General features: G+C 72.1%; 7 protein-coding genes and 3 tRNA genes. 4 read left to right on the top strand and 6 right to left on the bottom strand.

Features of this window, described 5'->3' with window-relative positions:
* Positions 1 to 198 precede the first annotated feature (198 nt).
* From CXR04_RS15680 to hrpA, 3 genes are all read right to left on the bottom strand, one after another.
* Positions 199 to 423 carry a DUF6274 family protein gene (locus CXR04_RS15680; RefSeq protein WP_101422880.1) on the bottom strand — a complete coding sequence of 75 codons (225 nt, stop codon included), beginning with the start codon at positions 421 to 423 and terminating at the stop codon, positions 199 to 201.
* 244 nt (positions 424 to 667) lie between these two features.
* Positions 668 to 742, bottom strand: a tRNA-Asp gene (locus tag CXR04_RS15675).
* 69 nt (positions 743 to 811) lie between these two features.
* Entirely contained in the window at positions 812 to 4822 is a 4011-nt protein-coding gene (hrpA, locus tag CXR04_RS15670) for an ATP-dependent RNA helicase HrpA (RefSeq protein WP_101422878.1), read from the bottom strand.
* A gap of 321 nt (positions 4823 to 5143) precedes the next feature.
* On the opposite strand from hrpA, the gene CXR04_RS15665 reads away from it, so the two are divergent.
* Complete coding sequence (locus tag CXR04_RS15665) at positions 5144 to 6136, top strand: hypothetical protein (RefSeq protein WP_101426395.1); 993 nt, start codon at positions 5144 to 5146, stop codon at positions 6134 to 6136.
* 10 nt (positions 6137 to 6146) lie between these two features.
* On the top strand, positions 6147 to 6863 hold the full coding sequence (locus tag CXR04_RS15660) for a GNAT family N-acetyltransferase (protein WP_101422875.1): 717 nt from the start codon (positions 6147 to 6149) through the stop codon (positions 6861 to 6863).
* A gap of 345 nt (positions 6864 to 7208) precedes the next feature.
* On the opposite strand, the gene CXR04_RS15655 is transcribed toward CXR04_RS15660, so the two are convergent.
* The 3 genes from CXR04_RS15655 to CXR04_RS15645 form a co-directional block, all read right to left on the bottom strand.
* A tRNA-Phe gene (locus CXR04_RS15655) sits at positions 7209 to 7282 on the bottom strand.
* Between the two features lie 55 nt (positions 7283 to 7337).
* Positions 7338 to 7415 (bottom strand) — tRNA-Asp (locus tag CXR04_RS15650).
* A 119-nt stretch (positions 7416 to 7534) separates the two neighbouring features.
* A complete protein-coding gene (locus CXR04_RS15645) occupies positions 7535 to 8443 on the bottom strand; it encodes an amidohydrolase family protein (RefSeq protein WP_101422873.1) in 909 nt (302 codons plus the stop codon).
* Between the two features lie 238 nt (positions 8444 to 8681).
* Between CXR04_RS15645 and CXR04_RS15640 the strand changes: the two genes are divergently transcribed.
* Together CXR04_RS15640 and CXR04_RS15635 are read left to right on the top strand one after the other, a co-directional pair.
* A complete protein-coding gene (locus tag CXR04_RS15640; RefSeq protein WP_101422870.1) occupies positions 8682 to 10763 on the top strand; it encodes an ATP-binding SpoIIE family protein phosphatase in 2082 nt (693 codons plus the stop codon).
* Positions 10764 to 10991: 228 nt separating this feature from the next.
* Complete coding sequence (locus CXR04_RS15635) at positions 10992 to 14339, top strand: S8 family peptidase (protein WP_101422867.1); 3348 nt, start codon at positions 10992 to 10994, stop codon at positions 14337 to 14339.

The following is a 14339-nucleotide window of genomic DNA, read 5'->3' as shown; positions in this document are numbered from 1 at the left end:
GGGGCCGTTCGCGTACGCGACGTCCGGACGTGTCGGTGCCCGTCCGGGCATGGGTGCAATGGCATATACAAAATTGACCTGACCTAAGGGGGACGTAAATCCGCCTGTTTCGAAACCGGATGAGTGATCCCCGTCACAGTCGTGTCGGCTTGCGGCCTCGGTGACCGCTGCGATATTGACCCCCCGTCAACTCCTGCCCTACGCCGGGAGCGTTGCCCCGCCCGGCTCGGCCGGGTCCGCCGCGTCGTTCGCCATTGCCGCGGCGTTCGCGTCCGCGATCTCCGGCGGCGGGCCCGACTCCATCGCCAGCCGCAGCAGCCGGCTGCAGACGGCGCAGTGGGGGGTGAGATGCCCGTAGGACGAGGCGGCGGAGAGATGGGCGCGCAGAAGGGCCTTGGTCTCGTGCCGCACCGTCGTCGTCATAGCCGTTGAGTACCCGGTGGCCGTACGCCCGTCAAGGAAACGGGCAGCCGGTCTAGACCGCGTACGACGCGGATGTGGCGGGAGGTGATACGTGGGACGGGAGAGCGTACGTACGCGAACGGCCCCGGCCGAAAACGGGCCGGGGCCGGATGAGAGTCACACCGTGCGGTCCTGACGGGATTTGCTGCGTCTGTCTGCGGCTTCGCCGCGGGCGCGGCCTCGGACAGAGCCTACGGGGGCTGTGCGGTCCTGACGGGATTTGAACCCGCGGCCTCCACCTTGACAGGGTGGCGAGCACTCCAAACTGCTCCACAGGACCTTGCTTGCGCGAACGCGCGTGCCCGACTCTACAGCAGCTCAGGCCGCCGGTCGAACCGGTTCCCGCGGCTCACCTCGTCGGCGGCACCAGCGCGTCGACGGCCTTCACGATCCGCTTGTCGGAGATCGGATACGCCGTCCCCAGCGCGTGCGCGAAGTAGCTGACCCGCAGCTCCTCGATCATCCACCGCACGTCCAGCACCGCCTTCGGCACCGGCCGCCCCCGCGGCTGCTGCTCCAGCAGCCACGCGTACTCGTCCTGCATCTCCTTGACCTTCGCCATCCGCGCCCGGTCGCGCTCCGCGTGCGCCGGGAGCTGCTGCAGCCGGCGGTCCGCCGCGACGAGGTAGCGCAGCAGGTCCGGCAGCCGGCCGGCGCCGTGCCCGGTCACGAAGCCCGGCTTGACCAGCCACGCCAACTGCTCGCGCACGTCCGCCGCGGACTCGGCCAGCACGGGGCTCTTGACGGCCCGCAGCCGCCCCTCGCAGGCGTGCCAGGCGGCCAGTACCTCCTGCACCTGCCGGATGGTCTGCATCGTCGCGTCGACGATGTCGGCCCGTACGGAGTCGAAGAGCTTGCGGAAGCCCTCCTCGTCCCACGCGGGCCCGCCGCGGGCCGCGATGAGCCGGTCCGCGGAGGCCGTCACGCAGTCCTCGAAGAGGGCCTGTACGCCGCCGTGGGGGGTGCGGGAGAGGGCGAGCTTCGCCTGGTTGGACAGCGTGCTGTTGGCGAACTTCGCGGGGTTGGAGGGGAGTTGGAGCAGGAGCAGCCGGCGGGTGCCGGTCCACATGGCGGCGGCCTGCTCCGCCTCCGTGTCGTAGAGCCGCACGGCGACCGTCTCGCCCTCGTCCACCAGCGCCGGGTACGCCTTGACGGTGTGGCCGCCGCGGCGGGTCTCGAAGGTGCGGGGGAGGGTGCCGACGGTCCAGGAGGTGAGGCCGGTGCGCCGGTCCAGCGCGGGCCCGCCGGCGCCGCTCTCCGCCTCGGCGCCACGAGCGCCGCGCGCGCCCTTCCCGCCGCCCGCCGCCTCGTCGAACGCCCGGGTGATCGCCGCCTGCGTCTTGGGCTTCAGCTTCAGCCGCAGCTCCTCCAGGTCCTTCGACTCCGCAAGCTGCCGCCGCCGTTCGTCGGTCACGCGGAACGTGACCCTCAGATGGTCGGGCACCTTGGCCCAGTCGAAGTCCTCCGCCGCGACCGGCACCCCCACCATCCGCTGCAACTCCCGCGCCAGCGCCGACGTCAGCGGCTCCTGTACGGGCACGGCGCGCTCCAGGAACGCCTTGGCGTAGTTCGGCGCCGGCACGTAGTTGCGCCGGATCGGCTTCGGCAGCGAGCGGATCAGCTCGGTGACCACGTCCTCGCGCAGCCCCGGGATCTGCCAGTCGAAGCCCTCCGGGACCACCTGGTTGAGGATCTGCAGCGGTACGTGCACGGTGACGCCGTCCGCGTCCGTGCCCGGCTCGAACTGGTACGTCACCCGCAGCTTCAGCTTGCCCTGCCACCAGGAGTCGGGGTAGTCGTCCTTGGTGACGCCCTCCGCCTGCTCGTTGATGAGCATCGACTTCTCGAAGTTGAGCAGTTCCGGCTCTTCGCGCTGCTTCTTCTTCCACCAGGAGTCGAAGTGCGCTCCCGACACGACGTCCGCGGGGACGCGCTGGTCGTAGAAGTCGAAGAGGGTCTCGTCGTCCACGAGGATGTCGCGGCGGCGGGCCCGGTGCTCCAGCTCCTCGACCTCGGTGAGGAGGCGGCGGTTGGCGGCGAAGAACTTGTGGTGCGTCCGCCAGTCGCCCTCGACCAGCGCGTGCCGGATGAACAGGTCGCGGCAGGTCTCGGGGTCGAAACGGCCGTAGTTGACCGAGCGGCGGGCCACCAGCGGCACGCCGTACAGGGTGACGCGCTCGTACGCCATGACCGCGGCCTGGTCCTTCTCCCAGTGCGGCTCGCTGTACGTGCGCTTGACCAGGTGCTGCGCCAGCGGCTCGACCCAGTCGGGCTCGACCTTCGCGTTGACCCGCGCCCACAGCCGGGAGGTCTCGACCAGCTCGGCTGACATGACCCAGCGCGGCGGCTTCTTGAAGAGCGCGGAGCCGGGGAAGACGGCGAACTTCGCGCTGCGCGCGCCCAGATACTCGTTCTTCGCGTCGGTGTCCTTCAGCCCGATGTGGCTGAGGAGCCCGGCCAGCAGCGACTGGTGGACCAGGTCGGGCGCGGCGTCCTGGTCGGACGGGTGGATGTCCATGCCGCGGGCGATCGTGCGCAGTTGGGAGTAGATGTCCTGCCACTCGCGTATACGCAGGTAGTTGAGGAACTCGCGCTTGCACATGCGCCGGAACGCGGACGAGGACAGCGCCTTCTGCTGCTCGCGCACGTACGTCCACAGGTTGAGGAACGTCACGAAGTCGCTGGACTCGTCGCGGAAGCGGGCGTGGTGCTGGTCGGCCTGCTGCTGCTTGTCGACGGGGCGCTCGCGCGGGTCCTGGATGGACAGCGCGGAGGCGATGACCATGACCTCGCGTACGCAGCCGTTGCGCTCGGCCTCCAGCACCATGCGGGCCAGCCGCGGGTCGACGGGCAACTGGGCGAGCTTGCGGCCGGTCTGGGTGAGCCTCTGCCCCTTGCTCCCTCCGGGGGCTTTCTGCGCGGTGTCGAGCGCGTGCAGCTCTTCCAGGAGTTGGACGCCCGCCTTGATGTTGCGGCTGTCCGGCGGGTCGATGAAGGGGAACTTCTCGATGTCGCCGAGGCCGGCGGCGGTCATCTGGAGGATGACGGACGCCAGGTTCGTACGGAGGATCTCGGCGTCGGTGAACTCGGGGCGGGCGAGGAAGTCCTCCTCCGCGTACAGCCGGATGCAGATGCCGTCGGCGAGCCGGCCGCAGCGGCCCTTGCGCTGGTTGGCGCTGGCCTGCGAGATGGGCTCGATGGGCAGGCGCTGGACCTTGGTGCGGTGGCTGTAGCGGGAGATGCGGGCGAAGCCGGTGTCGATCACGTACCGGATGCCGGGGACGGTCAGCGAGGTCTCGGCGACGTTCGTGGCGAGCACGACCCGTCTGTTGCCGTGGCGCTGGAAGACGCGGTGCTGCTCGGCGTGCGAGAGGCGCGCGTAGAGGGGGAGGACCTCGGTGTTGCGGAGCTTCTGCTTCGCGAGCGCGTCCGCGGTGTCGCGGATCTCGCGCTCGCCGGAGAGGAAGACGAGGATGTCGCCGGAGCCGTCGCCCTCGGCCTGGAGTTCGTCGACGGCGTCGCAGATGGCGGTGATCTGGTCCCGGTCGCTGTCTTCCGCGCCCTCTTCGAGGAGCGGGCGGTAGCGCACCTCGACCGGGTACGTGCGGCCGCTGACCTCGACGATCGGGGCGTCGCCGAAGTGCCGGGAGAAGCGCTCCGGGTCGATGGTCGCGGAGGTGATGACGACCTTGAGGTCGGGGCGGCGGGGGAGGAGCCGGGCGAGGTAGCCGAGCAGGAAGTCGATGTTCAGGCTGCGCTCGTGCGCCTCGTCGATGATGATCGTGTCGTACTGGCGCAGCTCGCGGTCCGTCTGGATCTCGGCGAGCAGGATGCCGTCGGTCATGAGCTTGACGAGGGTGTCGCCACCGACCTGGTCGGTGAAGCGGACCTTCCATCCGACGGCCTCGCCGAGCGGGGTGCGCAGCTCCTCGGCGACGCGCTCGGCCACCGTGCGGGCGGCGATGCGCCGGGGCTGCGTATGGCCGATGAGCCCGCGGACGCCGCGGCCCAGCTCCAGGCAGATCTTGGGGATCTGGGTCGTCTTGCCGGACCCGGTCTCGCCCGCGACGATCACGACCTGGTGGTCGCGTATGGCCGCGAGGATGTCGTCCTTCTTCTGGCTGACCGGCAGCTCCTGCGGATACGACACGGAGGGCACCGCGGCGCGGCGGCGCTCGGCGGTCAGCTCCGCGGCGTCGACCGCGGCGGCGATCTCGGCGAGCACGGCGGCCCGCGCCTCGGGCTTGCGGACGCGGCGGGCGCCGTCGAGGCGGCGGCCGAGCCGCTGCTCGTCGCGGAGCGTGAGGGCGGACAGGCGGGCGCCGAGGTCGGCGAGGCTGGAGGTGGCGGAAGTGGACATACGGAGTCAAGGATCTCACCCGGGCGGGGGCGACGGCGAGCTATTTCGGCGGGGGTTCGGATGGGGCGAAAGCCGTAAATCACACTAAGCTGGTCGTCTGTGACGGAGGACGAGGGGCGCCGAGGGGGCGGTACGGGGAGGTCACTCCCGGTCCGGCGGCGGCACCCGGTCCGGCGGTCGCGCTCCCGGCGGCGGGTGCTGCCGGCGCACGTACGCCCGCGGCCCCGGCTGCGCCGCTCCCGGGGCGCGCGCGGGCGAGCGGCCCGGTGGCCCTTCCCGCGCGCCTTCCCGCGGGCCCGCCCGCGGCCCGTACCCGAGCAGATCCGGGCGTTCCGCGCCGGGCCGTTCCTGACGCCGGTGGTGCTGGTGCTGCTCCTGGCCGCCGTCGCGGGGCTCTTCGCCGGTTCGTACACCGCCGCGATGGCGAACCCGACGCCGCACAACCTGCCGGTCGCGGTCGTCGGCGACGTGGCCGCCGAGCCGGGCGCGCGGGCGTTCGTCAGGGGACTGGAGGAGGCGCTGGAGGCATCGGTGGAGCTGCGCCCGTACGGGACGTACGCGCAGGCCAGGGACGCGGTGGAGGAGCAGCGGGTGTTCGCCGTGCTGCGCGTGGGGCAGGACCGGATGCGGGTGGACCTGTCGGGCGCGGCGGGCGCGTCGGTGGCGCGGCTGCTGATGGAGGACGCGCCGCGGGTGGCGAAGCGGGTGGGGGTGCCGGTGACGGTACGGGACATCAAGCCGATGCAGTCCGGCGACCCGCAGGGGCTCGCGCTCTTCTACATCTCGCTCGCGGCGGTGATCGTCGGCTTCATGGGCGCGATCCAGTTGAGCGTGCACGCGCACGCGCTGAACCCGGCGGAGCGGATCGCGTTCACGGCCGCGTACGCGCTGCTCGGCGGGTTCACCATCTACGCGGTCGTGGACCTGCTGCTGGGGGTGGTGCGGCTGCCGTTCCCGCAGTCGTGGCTGACGCTGGCGCTGACGATGTTCACGTCGGGGATGGTCTTCACGATGTTCAACACCCTGATGGGGCGGTGGGCGATCCTGCCGACGTGGGTGGTGATGGTCCTCGTCGGCAACCCGTCGTCGGGCGGGGCGGTCTCGTGGCCGCTGCTGCCGTCGCCGCTGGGGGAGATCGGCCGCTGGCTGCCGCCGGGCGCGTCGGTCAACGCCCAGCACACGGCGGTGTACTTCGCGGGGCACCAGCACCCGTTCCCGTACCTGGTGCTGGCGGGGTGGGCGATCGCCGGGACGGCGGTCTTCTGGACCTGGCGCCACCGGCACCCGGGCGGGCGGGAGCGGGTCGCGCCGTAGGGTTGCGGGGATGGAGCGGGACGAGGGGCGGTTGCTGGCGCTGCAGGTGTCGGGCGTGCACGGGCTGGCGCGGGGGAGTGCCGGGGGGCTGCCGACGGTCAGCGCGCCGGCCGGCGTACGGGCGGTGTGGGCGTGGTCGCCGGTTGCACGGCTGGTGGCGGTGGCGGAGGACCTGGCGGGTACGGAGCACGAGCGCGCCCTGTCGTCGGATTCGCCTCCGTACGCGGCGGAACGGGCCCCGCGCGCGATGGAGGCCCTGGCCCGCACCCTCGACGGCACCCTGGAGGGCGGCCCCAGCTACGTCTTCCCCCCGGCCCTCCCACCGCTGCCCCCGGCCCCGCTCCCGCTCCTGGTGTCGGACGCCGCGGGCCTGCGCCGCGCGCGGAGCCTGCGGCGGCCGGCCAACTGGGAACCGGGGGAGTGGGCCGAGCTGACGACGGGCACGCTGGGCCCGTGGGCGATGGCCGTCCACGACGACACCCCGGTCTCGATCTGCCACACCCCGGCGTCGACCCCGACCTCGGCAGAAGCCGGTGCCTGGACCCACCCGGCGCACCGCGGCCGGGGCCTGGCCCCGCACACGGTCGCGGCGTGGGCGGACCTCCAACGCGCCCGCGTGGAAGCCCTCTTCTACAGCACGACGACCGAGAACCACGCCTCCCGAGCGGTGGCCCGCACCCTGAACCTTACGCCGCTGGGCTGGCTGTGGACGGTGACTCATTCGTAAATGGTCGCGGCCCCAAGGGTGTTGGCGAAGAAGGTCCGGTCCCCGCCCCCCGGGATCTCCTGCCCGGTGTTCGCCATGGGCATCATCGGGGCTCCATGACCCGGCAAACTATCCCGTGAGAGCCGAATAGGCGGCCTCTGCCTGGCGCGCCGGAGCCACGTCACTCGGAGCGTGCGCCAGGAAGGCACTCGTCGGACCCTCGAAGAGGAAGCTCCCGGACCTGTCCGCCGCTCAGCCGGTTCATCTTCGTATTCTCTTGCTCTGCATGAAGAGAAGCGGAACACTCCCCCCGCCCCGTGCCGTAGGCGGGCATGAAAATGCCCCCTCCGAAGAGGGGGCCTCTTGTGGCTGGGGCCGGGGTCGAACCGGCGACCTTCCGCTTTTCAGGCGGACGCTCGTACCAACTGAGCTACCCAGCCCGATGGCTGGGGACCGGGGTCCCCAGTCGGGTGGCCCTCAGGCGGTGCCTGAGGGTGGCGGTCCTGACGGGATTTGAACCCGCGGCCTCCACCTTGACAGGGTGGCGAGCACTCCAAACTGCTCCACAGGACCAGGCTTGCGCGAGCCCTAGTCTCGCACAGTGTGATGCGTGATCCCTACCGGGATTCTCCGTCGTCGGCTACGGGCCGTGACGTCGCTGGATCAGCGTAGCAGAAGCCCCGCCTGGTCCCCTAAACGAAGCCGCGGGGCTCCTCCAGCCCGAAGAGGCGGGCCGCGTTGTCGTGGCAGACGGCGCGGAGCCAGTCGTCGTCCTGGTCCTGGGTGGTCAGCGCTTCCAGCGCCGCCGCGTAGGGGTACGGGGTGTTGGGGAAGTCCGTGCCCAGGAGGATGCGGTCCCGCAGGGCGGCCAGGCGGGGGCGGGCGTGGGGCGGGAAGGGGGCGGCGGACTCGGAGAAGGCGGTGAACGCCATCGTCGTGTCGAGCATGACGTCCTCGTGGCGCTCCGCGAGCGTCAGGAAGTCCTCGTACTCCGGCATCCCCAGGTGCGCCACGATCAGCCGCAGCCGCGGGTGCCGCTTCAGCAGCGCCGCGATCGGCCCCGGGCCGGTGTACGGGCCCGGGACCGGGCCGGAGCCGCAGTGGGTGACGACCGGGAGGCCCATGTCGGCGAGGAGTGACCAGACCTCGTCGAGCACGGGGTCGTTCGGGTCGTACGCGCCGACCTGGAGGTGGCACTTGAACACCCGCGCCCCCTGCCCCACCGCCCGCCGTACGTCGTCCGCCGCGCCCGGCTCGGCGAAGAACGTCGCCGTGTGCAGGCAGTCCCGCGTACGGGCGGCGAAGTCGGCGGACCAGTCGTTGAGCCACCGCGCCATGCCGGGCTTGTGCGGGTACAGCATCGACGTGAACGCGCGCACCCCGAAGCCGCGCAGCAGCGCCACCCGCCCGGCCTCCTCCTGCCGGTACATGATCGGCCAGGGCCGGCCGACCAGCGGGCCGGCGGCGTCGAAGTACGCCCACACCTTCGCCAGCACCCGCTGCGGCATGAAGTGGGTGTGTACGTCGATCAGATGCTCCAGGCCGAGCGCGCGGCGGAACGCCGCCACCCGGTCACGTTCGGCATCGTCAGCGCAGGTCACAGGGCTCTTCTCCCGTTCGGCTCGGGTAGGCGTCGAAAGCGTGCCTTCGTCGATCGTCCCCCGGTCGGGATGCGGTCCGTAAGCCGTCCCGGTGAGGAGAGACGGATGACTCAATCGGCGTACGTCCCCCCGCCGGTGCCCGGCATGTCGCACGGCCGCCGCCCGCCCGCGCCTCGCCCGAATGGGAAGAATGCCGTAAAGCGGCCCACTTTGCTTGCTGAAGCATAAAATGTGGACAATGCGCACCGAAGAGGTCCTATCCGGCCTGGGTACGGGCGTCTGGCGCTGGGCGGCGCACACCGACCGGGTCGTGCTGGATCCGCAGGCCGCCCGGCTGCTCGGGCTGCCGCCCGCGCTGGTCACCGTGCACGCCTCCGCGGTACGCGCCCGGCTGCACGGCGTCGACTTCATCGAGCTCAACGGCATCCTCGACCTCGCCCTCGCCGAGGGCACCCTCGCCGAGGGCCGGCTGCGGGTCGTCGACACCGACGGGGACGTCGTACGGGTGGTGCGCTGCCGGATGCGGGCGCTGGAGTCGGCGCCGGGGGAGCAGACCGACATCGTCGGCACCATCCAGGAAGTCATCGACGCGCCCGCAGGACCCGGCGACGGGCCGCCGGGGACCAGCGACTGGCGGCTGTCCCGCGAGGCGTTCCTGCTCTCCGCCGGCCGTGCGCTCGCCGAGGCGCGCTCGACCGACCAGGTGCTGCGGGTGGCGGCGTCGCTGTCGATGCCGGGGTTCTCGCCGGACGGCATGGGGGTCTTCGCGGTGGAGGGCGACGACCTGGTCCTCATCGGCCAGCACGGCTACAGGCCCGAGGAGACCGAGCCCTTCCGCACCATCCCCATGGACTCCTCCTTCCCCTCCGCGGAGGCGGCCCGCACTTCCCGCGCCGTGTACATCGCGGGACGCGAGGAGTACCAGCGCCGCTTCCCCGAGGCGTGGGAGTACGCCCGGGCCGTACCGCGCGGGTCGTGGGCGTTCCTGCCGCTGATCGCGGAGGGACGGACGGTCGGGGCGTGGATGGCGGCGTTCGAGGACGTGGTGCCGTTCACGCCGGACGAGCGGTCGGTGCTGACGACGGTGGCGCGGATGCTGGGGCAGGCGCTGTCGGACGCGCACGTGCACGAGTCGGAGCGGGAGCTGGCGGACGGGCTGCAGCGCAGCATGATGCCTGCGGTCGCCCGCGTTCCCGGCTTCGACGTGGCGGCGCGGTACGTTCCCTCCGGCGGCGGGCTGCAGATCGGCGGCGACTGGTACGACGTCTTCGGCCTGCCCTCCGGGCAGACGGCCCTGGTCATCGGGGACGTCCAGGGGCACGACGTACGGGCCGCGGGCCTGATGAGCCAGCTCCGTATCGCCATCCGCGCGTACGCCTCCGAGGGCCACCGCCCGGACGCGGTGCTGACCCGGGCCTCCGCCTTCCTCGCCCGGCTCAACGAGCGGCAGATCGACGACCCCGCCGACGCCCGCTTCGCCACCTGCCTGTACCTCCAGGCCGACCCGGTGACCGGCACGCTGACGGTGGCCCGCGCCGGCCACCTCGACCCGGCGGTGGCGCTGCCCGACGGCACGATGATCATCCACCCCAGCGACGGCGGCCTGCCGCTCGGCATCGAGGCCGACCCGGTGTACCCGCTCTCCGAGCACAAGATCGACCCGGACGAGACCATGCTCCTGTGCACCGACGGCTTGGTGGAGACCGGCGGCCACGACCTGTACAGCGGGCAGGCCCGGCTCGGCGCCGCGTTCGGGGCGACGCTCGGCGCGGATCTGGAGACGGTGGCGGACGCCATCGTGGACACGGTCACGGGGCCCGGTTCGTACGCCACCCGCGGGCCGCACTCCGGGCGCAGCCAGGACGACATCGCGTTCGTCCTGCTCCGCACCGCGGGCGCGACCCGGCTGGCGCACCCGGAGTCGGAGCGGCACATGTACCTGGCGGTGCCGCAGTCCGAGCAGCAGCGCATCTCCGACGCCCGGCACCAACTGCGCGGCCTGCTCTACGACTGGGCGACGGCGGACCAGATCGACGCGGCGGAGCTGGCGCTCTCCGAGATGATCGCGAACGTCATGATGCACACCGACAGCACCGCCAACGTCCTCGCGGACCTCACCGGACCGCCGGGACGGCGCGTGCTGCGGATGACGATCGCCGACGCGGACGGGAACCTTCCGCACCGCCGGCACCCGGGGGAGATGGCGTCGTCGGGCCGCGGGGTGCTGCTGTTGCAGCAGCTCTGCGACAACTGGGGCGTCGAGCCGCAGGGGGACGGCAAGGCGATCTGGGCGGAGTTCCGCGAGCAGGACCAGCAGTGAGCTGTACGGCGGGTAACGCCCGTGCGAACAGCAGCACTTGTTGCCGCTGAACAAAACGGCCCGCTGAACAACTCCCCACAGCACCCCTCTGAGCTGCACTCCCCTCCCTCTGCCCGGCGAAACCGTTAAACGGAGGGGGGCACTCCGTGCGGTTTGTCGGATCATTGTGCGAATGAGGGGCGGGGGCGCCAGTGACTCCTGACCTCTTGAGGCAATGGGAGGGGTTCAGTGCGCAGACATATCAAGAGGGCGGGGGCCGCCGCCTTAGCGGCCGCCGCGGCGACGGCGCTCACGGCGGGCCTCACGGCCGCGCCCGGGGCGTCCGCCTCGCCGGCTGCCGGCTCCGCCGGGGGGAACGGCTCGGCGCAGTACGCGAAGCAGGGTGGCACCTGGGTCACGCTGATCACCGGTGACCGGGTACGGGTCGACGCCGGGGGCAAGGCCGTCGCGATCGACCGCGGGCCGGGCCGCAAGGGGATACCTGTACGCACCTTCGAGCGCGACGACCACACCTACGTCGTCCCGCTCGACGCCACCGCGCTCGTCGCCGACGGCACGCTGGACCGCCGCCTGTTCGACGTCACGCTCCAGGCCCGCCCCGAGTACGTACGCCAGCAGCGCGCCGGCCTGAAGCTCATCGTCGACTACCGCGGCGAGAGCCCCGCGGCGCAGAACCGGCTGCACGCCGCCGACGGCACCGACGTCGAGCACCGCTTCCCGCGGCTCAACGCCGAGGCGGTCACCACCGCCAAGGGCGAGGCCGCCGCCGCCTGGAAGGCGCTGACCCGCGACCAGCGCGGCGCCGCCGCCGCGCCGCTGGCCGCCGAGTCCGGCGTCAAGCGGGTCTGGCTGGACGGCGTACGCCGCGCCAGCCTGGACGTCAGCGTGCCGCAGATCGGCGCCCCGGCCGCCTGGACCGCCGGCTACAAGGGCGACGGCGTGAAGATCGCCGTGCTCGACACCGGCGTCGACGAGACCCACCCGGACCTCGCGGGACAGGTCCTCGCCAGCGAGAACTTCACCCCCGCCCCCGACGACGAGGACCGCTACGGCCACGGCACCCACGTCGCCTCCATCGCGGCGGGCACCGGCGCCAAGTCGGACGGCAAGTTCACCGGCGTCGCGCCGAAGGCGAAGCTGCTCGCGGGCAAGGTGCTCGACGACGACGGCTTCGGCGACGACTCCGGCATCCTCGCCGGCTTCGAGTGGGCCGTCGCCCAGGACGCCGACATCGTCAACCTCAGCCTCGGCGGCGGCGACACCCCCGGGGTCGACCCGCTGGAGGAGGCCGTCAACCGGATCTCCGCCGACGAAGGCGTGCTCTTCGCCATCGCCGCGGGCAACGAGGGCTCCGGCAGCCACACGATCTCCTCGCCCGGCTCCGCCGACGCCGCGCTCACCGTGGGCGCGGTCGGTGCGAACGGCGGGCTGGCGGGCTTCTCGTCCCGCGGCCCGCGGATCGGCGACAGCGCGGTCAAGCCCGACGTCACCGCCCCCGGCGTGGCGATCACGGCGGCCGCCGCGCCCGGCAGCGTCATCGACCAGGAGGTCGGGCAGAACCCGCCCGGGTATCTGACGATCGACGGTACGTCCATGGCGACCCCGCACGTCGCGGGCGCCGCCGCGCTGCTCGCGCAGCAGCACCCGGACTGGACGGGACAGCAGCTCAAGGCCGCGCTGTCGGCGTCCGCCAAGCCCGCCGCCAAGCGCGGCGCGTTCGGCCAGGGCGCCGGGCTCATCGCGTCGGACCAGGCGGTGGGGCAGTCGGTGGTGAGTGAGCCGGCGTCGCTGAGCTTCGGCAAGCAGGAGTGGCCGCACCAGGACGACGAGCCGGTGACGAAGAACATCACGTACCGGAACCTGGGCACCGAGGACGTCACGCTGTCGCTGACCGCGTCCACCGTGCAGCCGGGCGGCGCCGCCGCGCCCTCGGGGATGTTCAGCATGGGCACCGACGTGATCACCGTCCCGGGCGGCGGCACCGCCGAGCTGCCGGTGACCGTCGACACCCGCCGCGGCGGGGACGTCAACGGCGCGTACTCGGTGTACGTCACGGCGACAGGCGACGGCCAGCGCGTCGTCACCCCGGGCGGCGTGGAGCGCGAGGGCGAGGCGTACGACGTCACCCTCAAGTTCCTCGGCCGCGACGGGCAGCCGACCGCGGAGTCCTCCGCGGTGCTGGCGGGCATGGAGGAGGCCAACTGGGACGTCTGGACGGACATCGCGGGCGAGAGCACCGCCACCGTGCGCGTGCCCAAGGGCCGTTACGTGGTCAACGGTGACGTCTGGGCGTACGAGGGCGAGGACATCACCGAGTACGACTGGATCAACCAGCCGCGCCTGGACGTCACCGGGGACACCACCGTCACCGTGGACGCCAGGACCGCCAAGCCGGTGAACGTGACCGTCCCCGACGCGGACGCCGAGCGCGCCGTCGTCGACCTCGCGGTGAGTGTCTCCGCGCCCGACGCGGGCATGGAGATCACCAGCGGCGTGCCCGGCGACGCCGATGTGCGCACCGCGCACCTCGGCCCTCAGACCGCGCCCGGTGAGCTGTCCCAGCAGGTGTACGTGCACTTCGCGAACGCCGCGGCGCGCACCGAGTACGCCACCGTCTACAGCCAGCCCGACCGCACCACCATGTGGAACGGCCTCAACCGGGCCACACCGCAGAGTGAGCTCGCGGCGATCGACCTCACGCTCGGCACCTCGGCGGAAGACCGGCGTGCCGAACTGTGGCTGCTGCCGTTGATCAGCGGGATCGTGTCCACCACGCCCACCGAGCGGGACATCCCGTACGCGGGCAAGATGTACGTGCGCGGTGGCGACAGCATCGACTGGTCCATGGAGTACTACCAGCTCGCCGGGGACGACGCCGAGATCGGCTACTTCACACCCGAGCGCACCTACGCCCCGGGCAGCACGACCAAGGAGTCGTTCAACGCCACCGTCGTCGGCCCGATCCTCGCCAGCGACGTCGGCGTCTACCGCGACGGCAACACGATCGACGCCCTGATCCCGATCTACCTCGACAACCCCGCCCACTACGGCTACTCGGCCTACGAGAACGCCGACACCACCCTCTACCGCAACGGCACGAAGCTGGGGTCGGTGGCCGACCTCCCGATCGGCACGCAGTTCACGGTGCCGTCGGGCAGCGCCGACTACCAGCTCACCACCAGCTCCACCCGCCCGGCCACGGTGGCGCAGACGTCCACGAAGGTGACCGCCACCTGGACGTTCTCCTCCGCCAGGACCGACAGCCCGAAGAGGCTGCCGTTCTCCGTGGTGCGCTACTCGCCGACGCTGTCGGCGGCGAGCAGCTCCAACGCGGGCGCGACGAAGTCGGTGCCGGTCAAGGTGCTGGGCTCGGCGGCGGGCAGCAACCTCAAGTCGCTGACCGTGTGGGCCTCCACCGACCGGGGCGCGACCTGGAAGGAGCTGCCGGTGCGGGACGGCAAGGTGACCGTGGTCAACCCGGCCGCGGGCAAGACCGTGTCGTTCAAGGCGAAGGCCGTGGACAAGCAGGGCAACAGCGTCCAGCAGCGGATCTTCGACGCCTACCGGGCGCGCTGA

Origin of the sequence: Streptomyces sp. CMB-StM0423, from assembly GCF_002847285.1 — a bacterium.
GTDB lineage: Bacteria > Actinomycetota > Actinomycetes > Streptomycetales > Streptomycetaceae > Streptomyces.
This window is presented reverse-complemented; position numbering and strand designations above follow the sequence as displayed.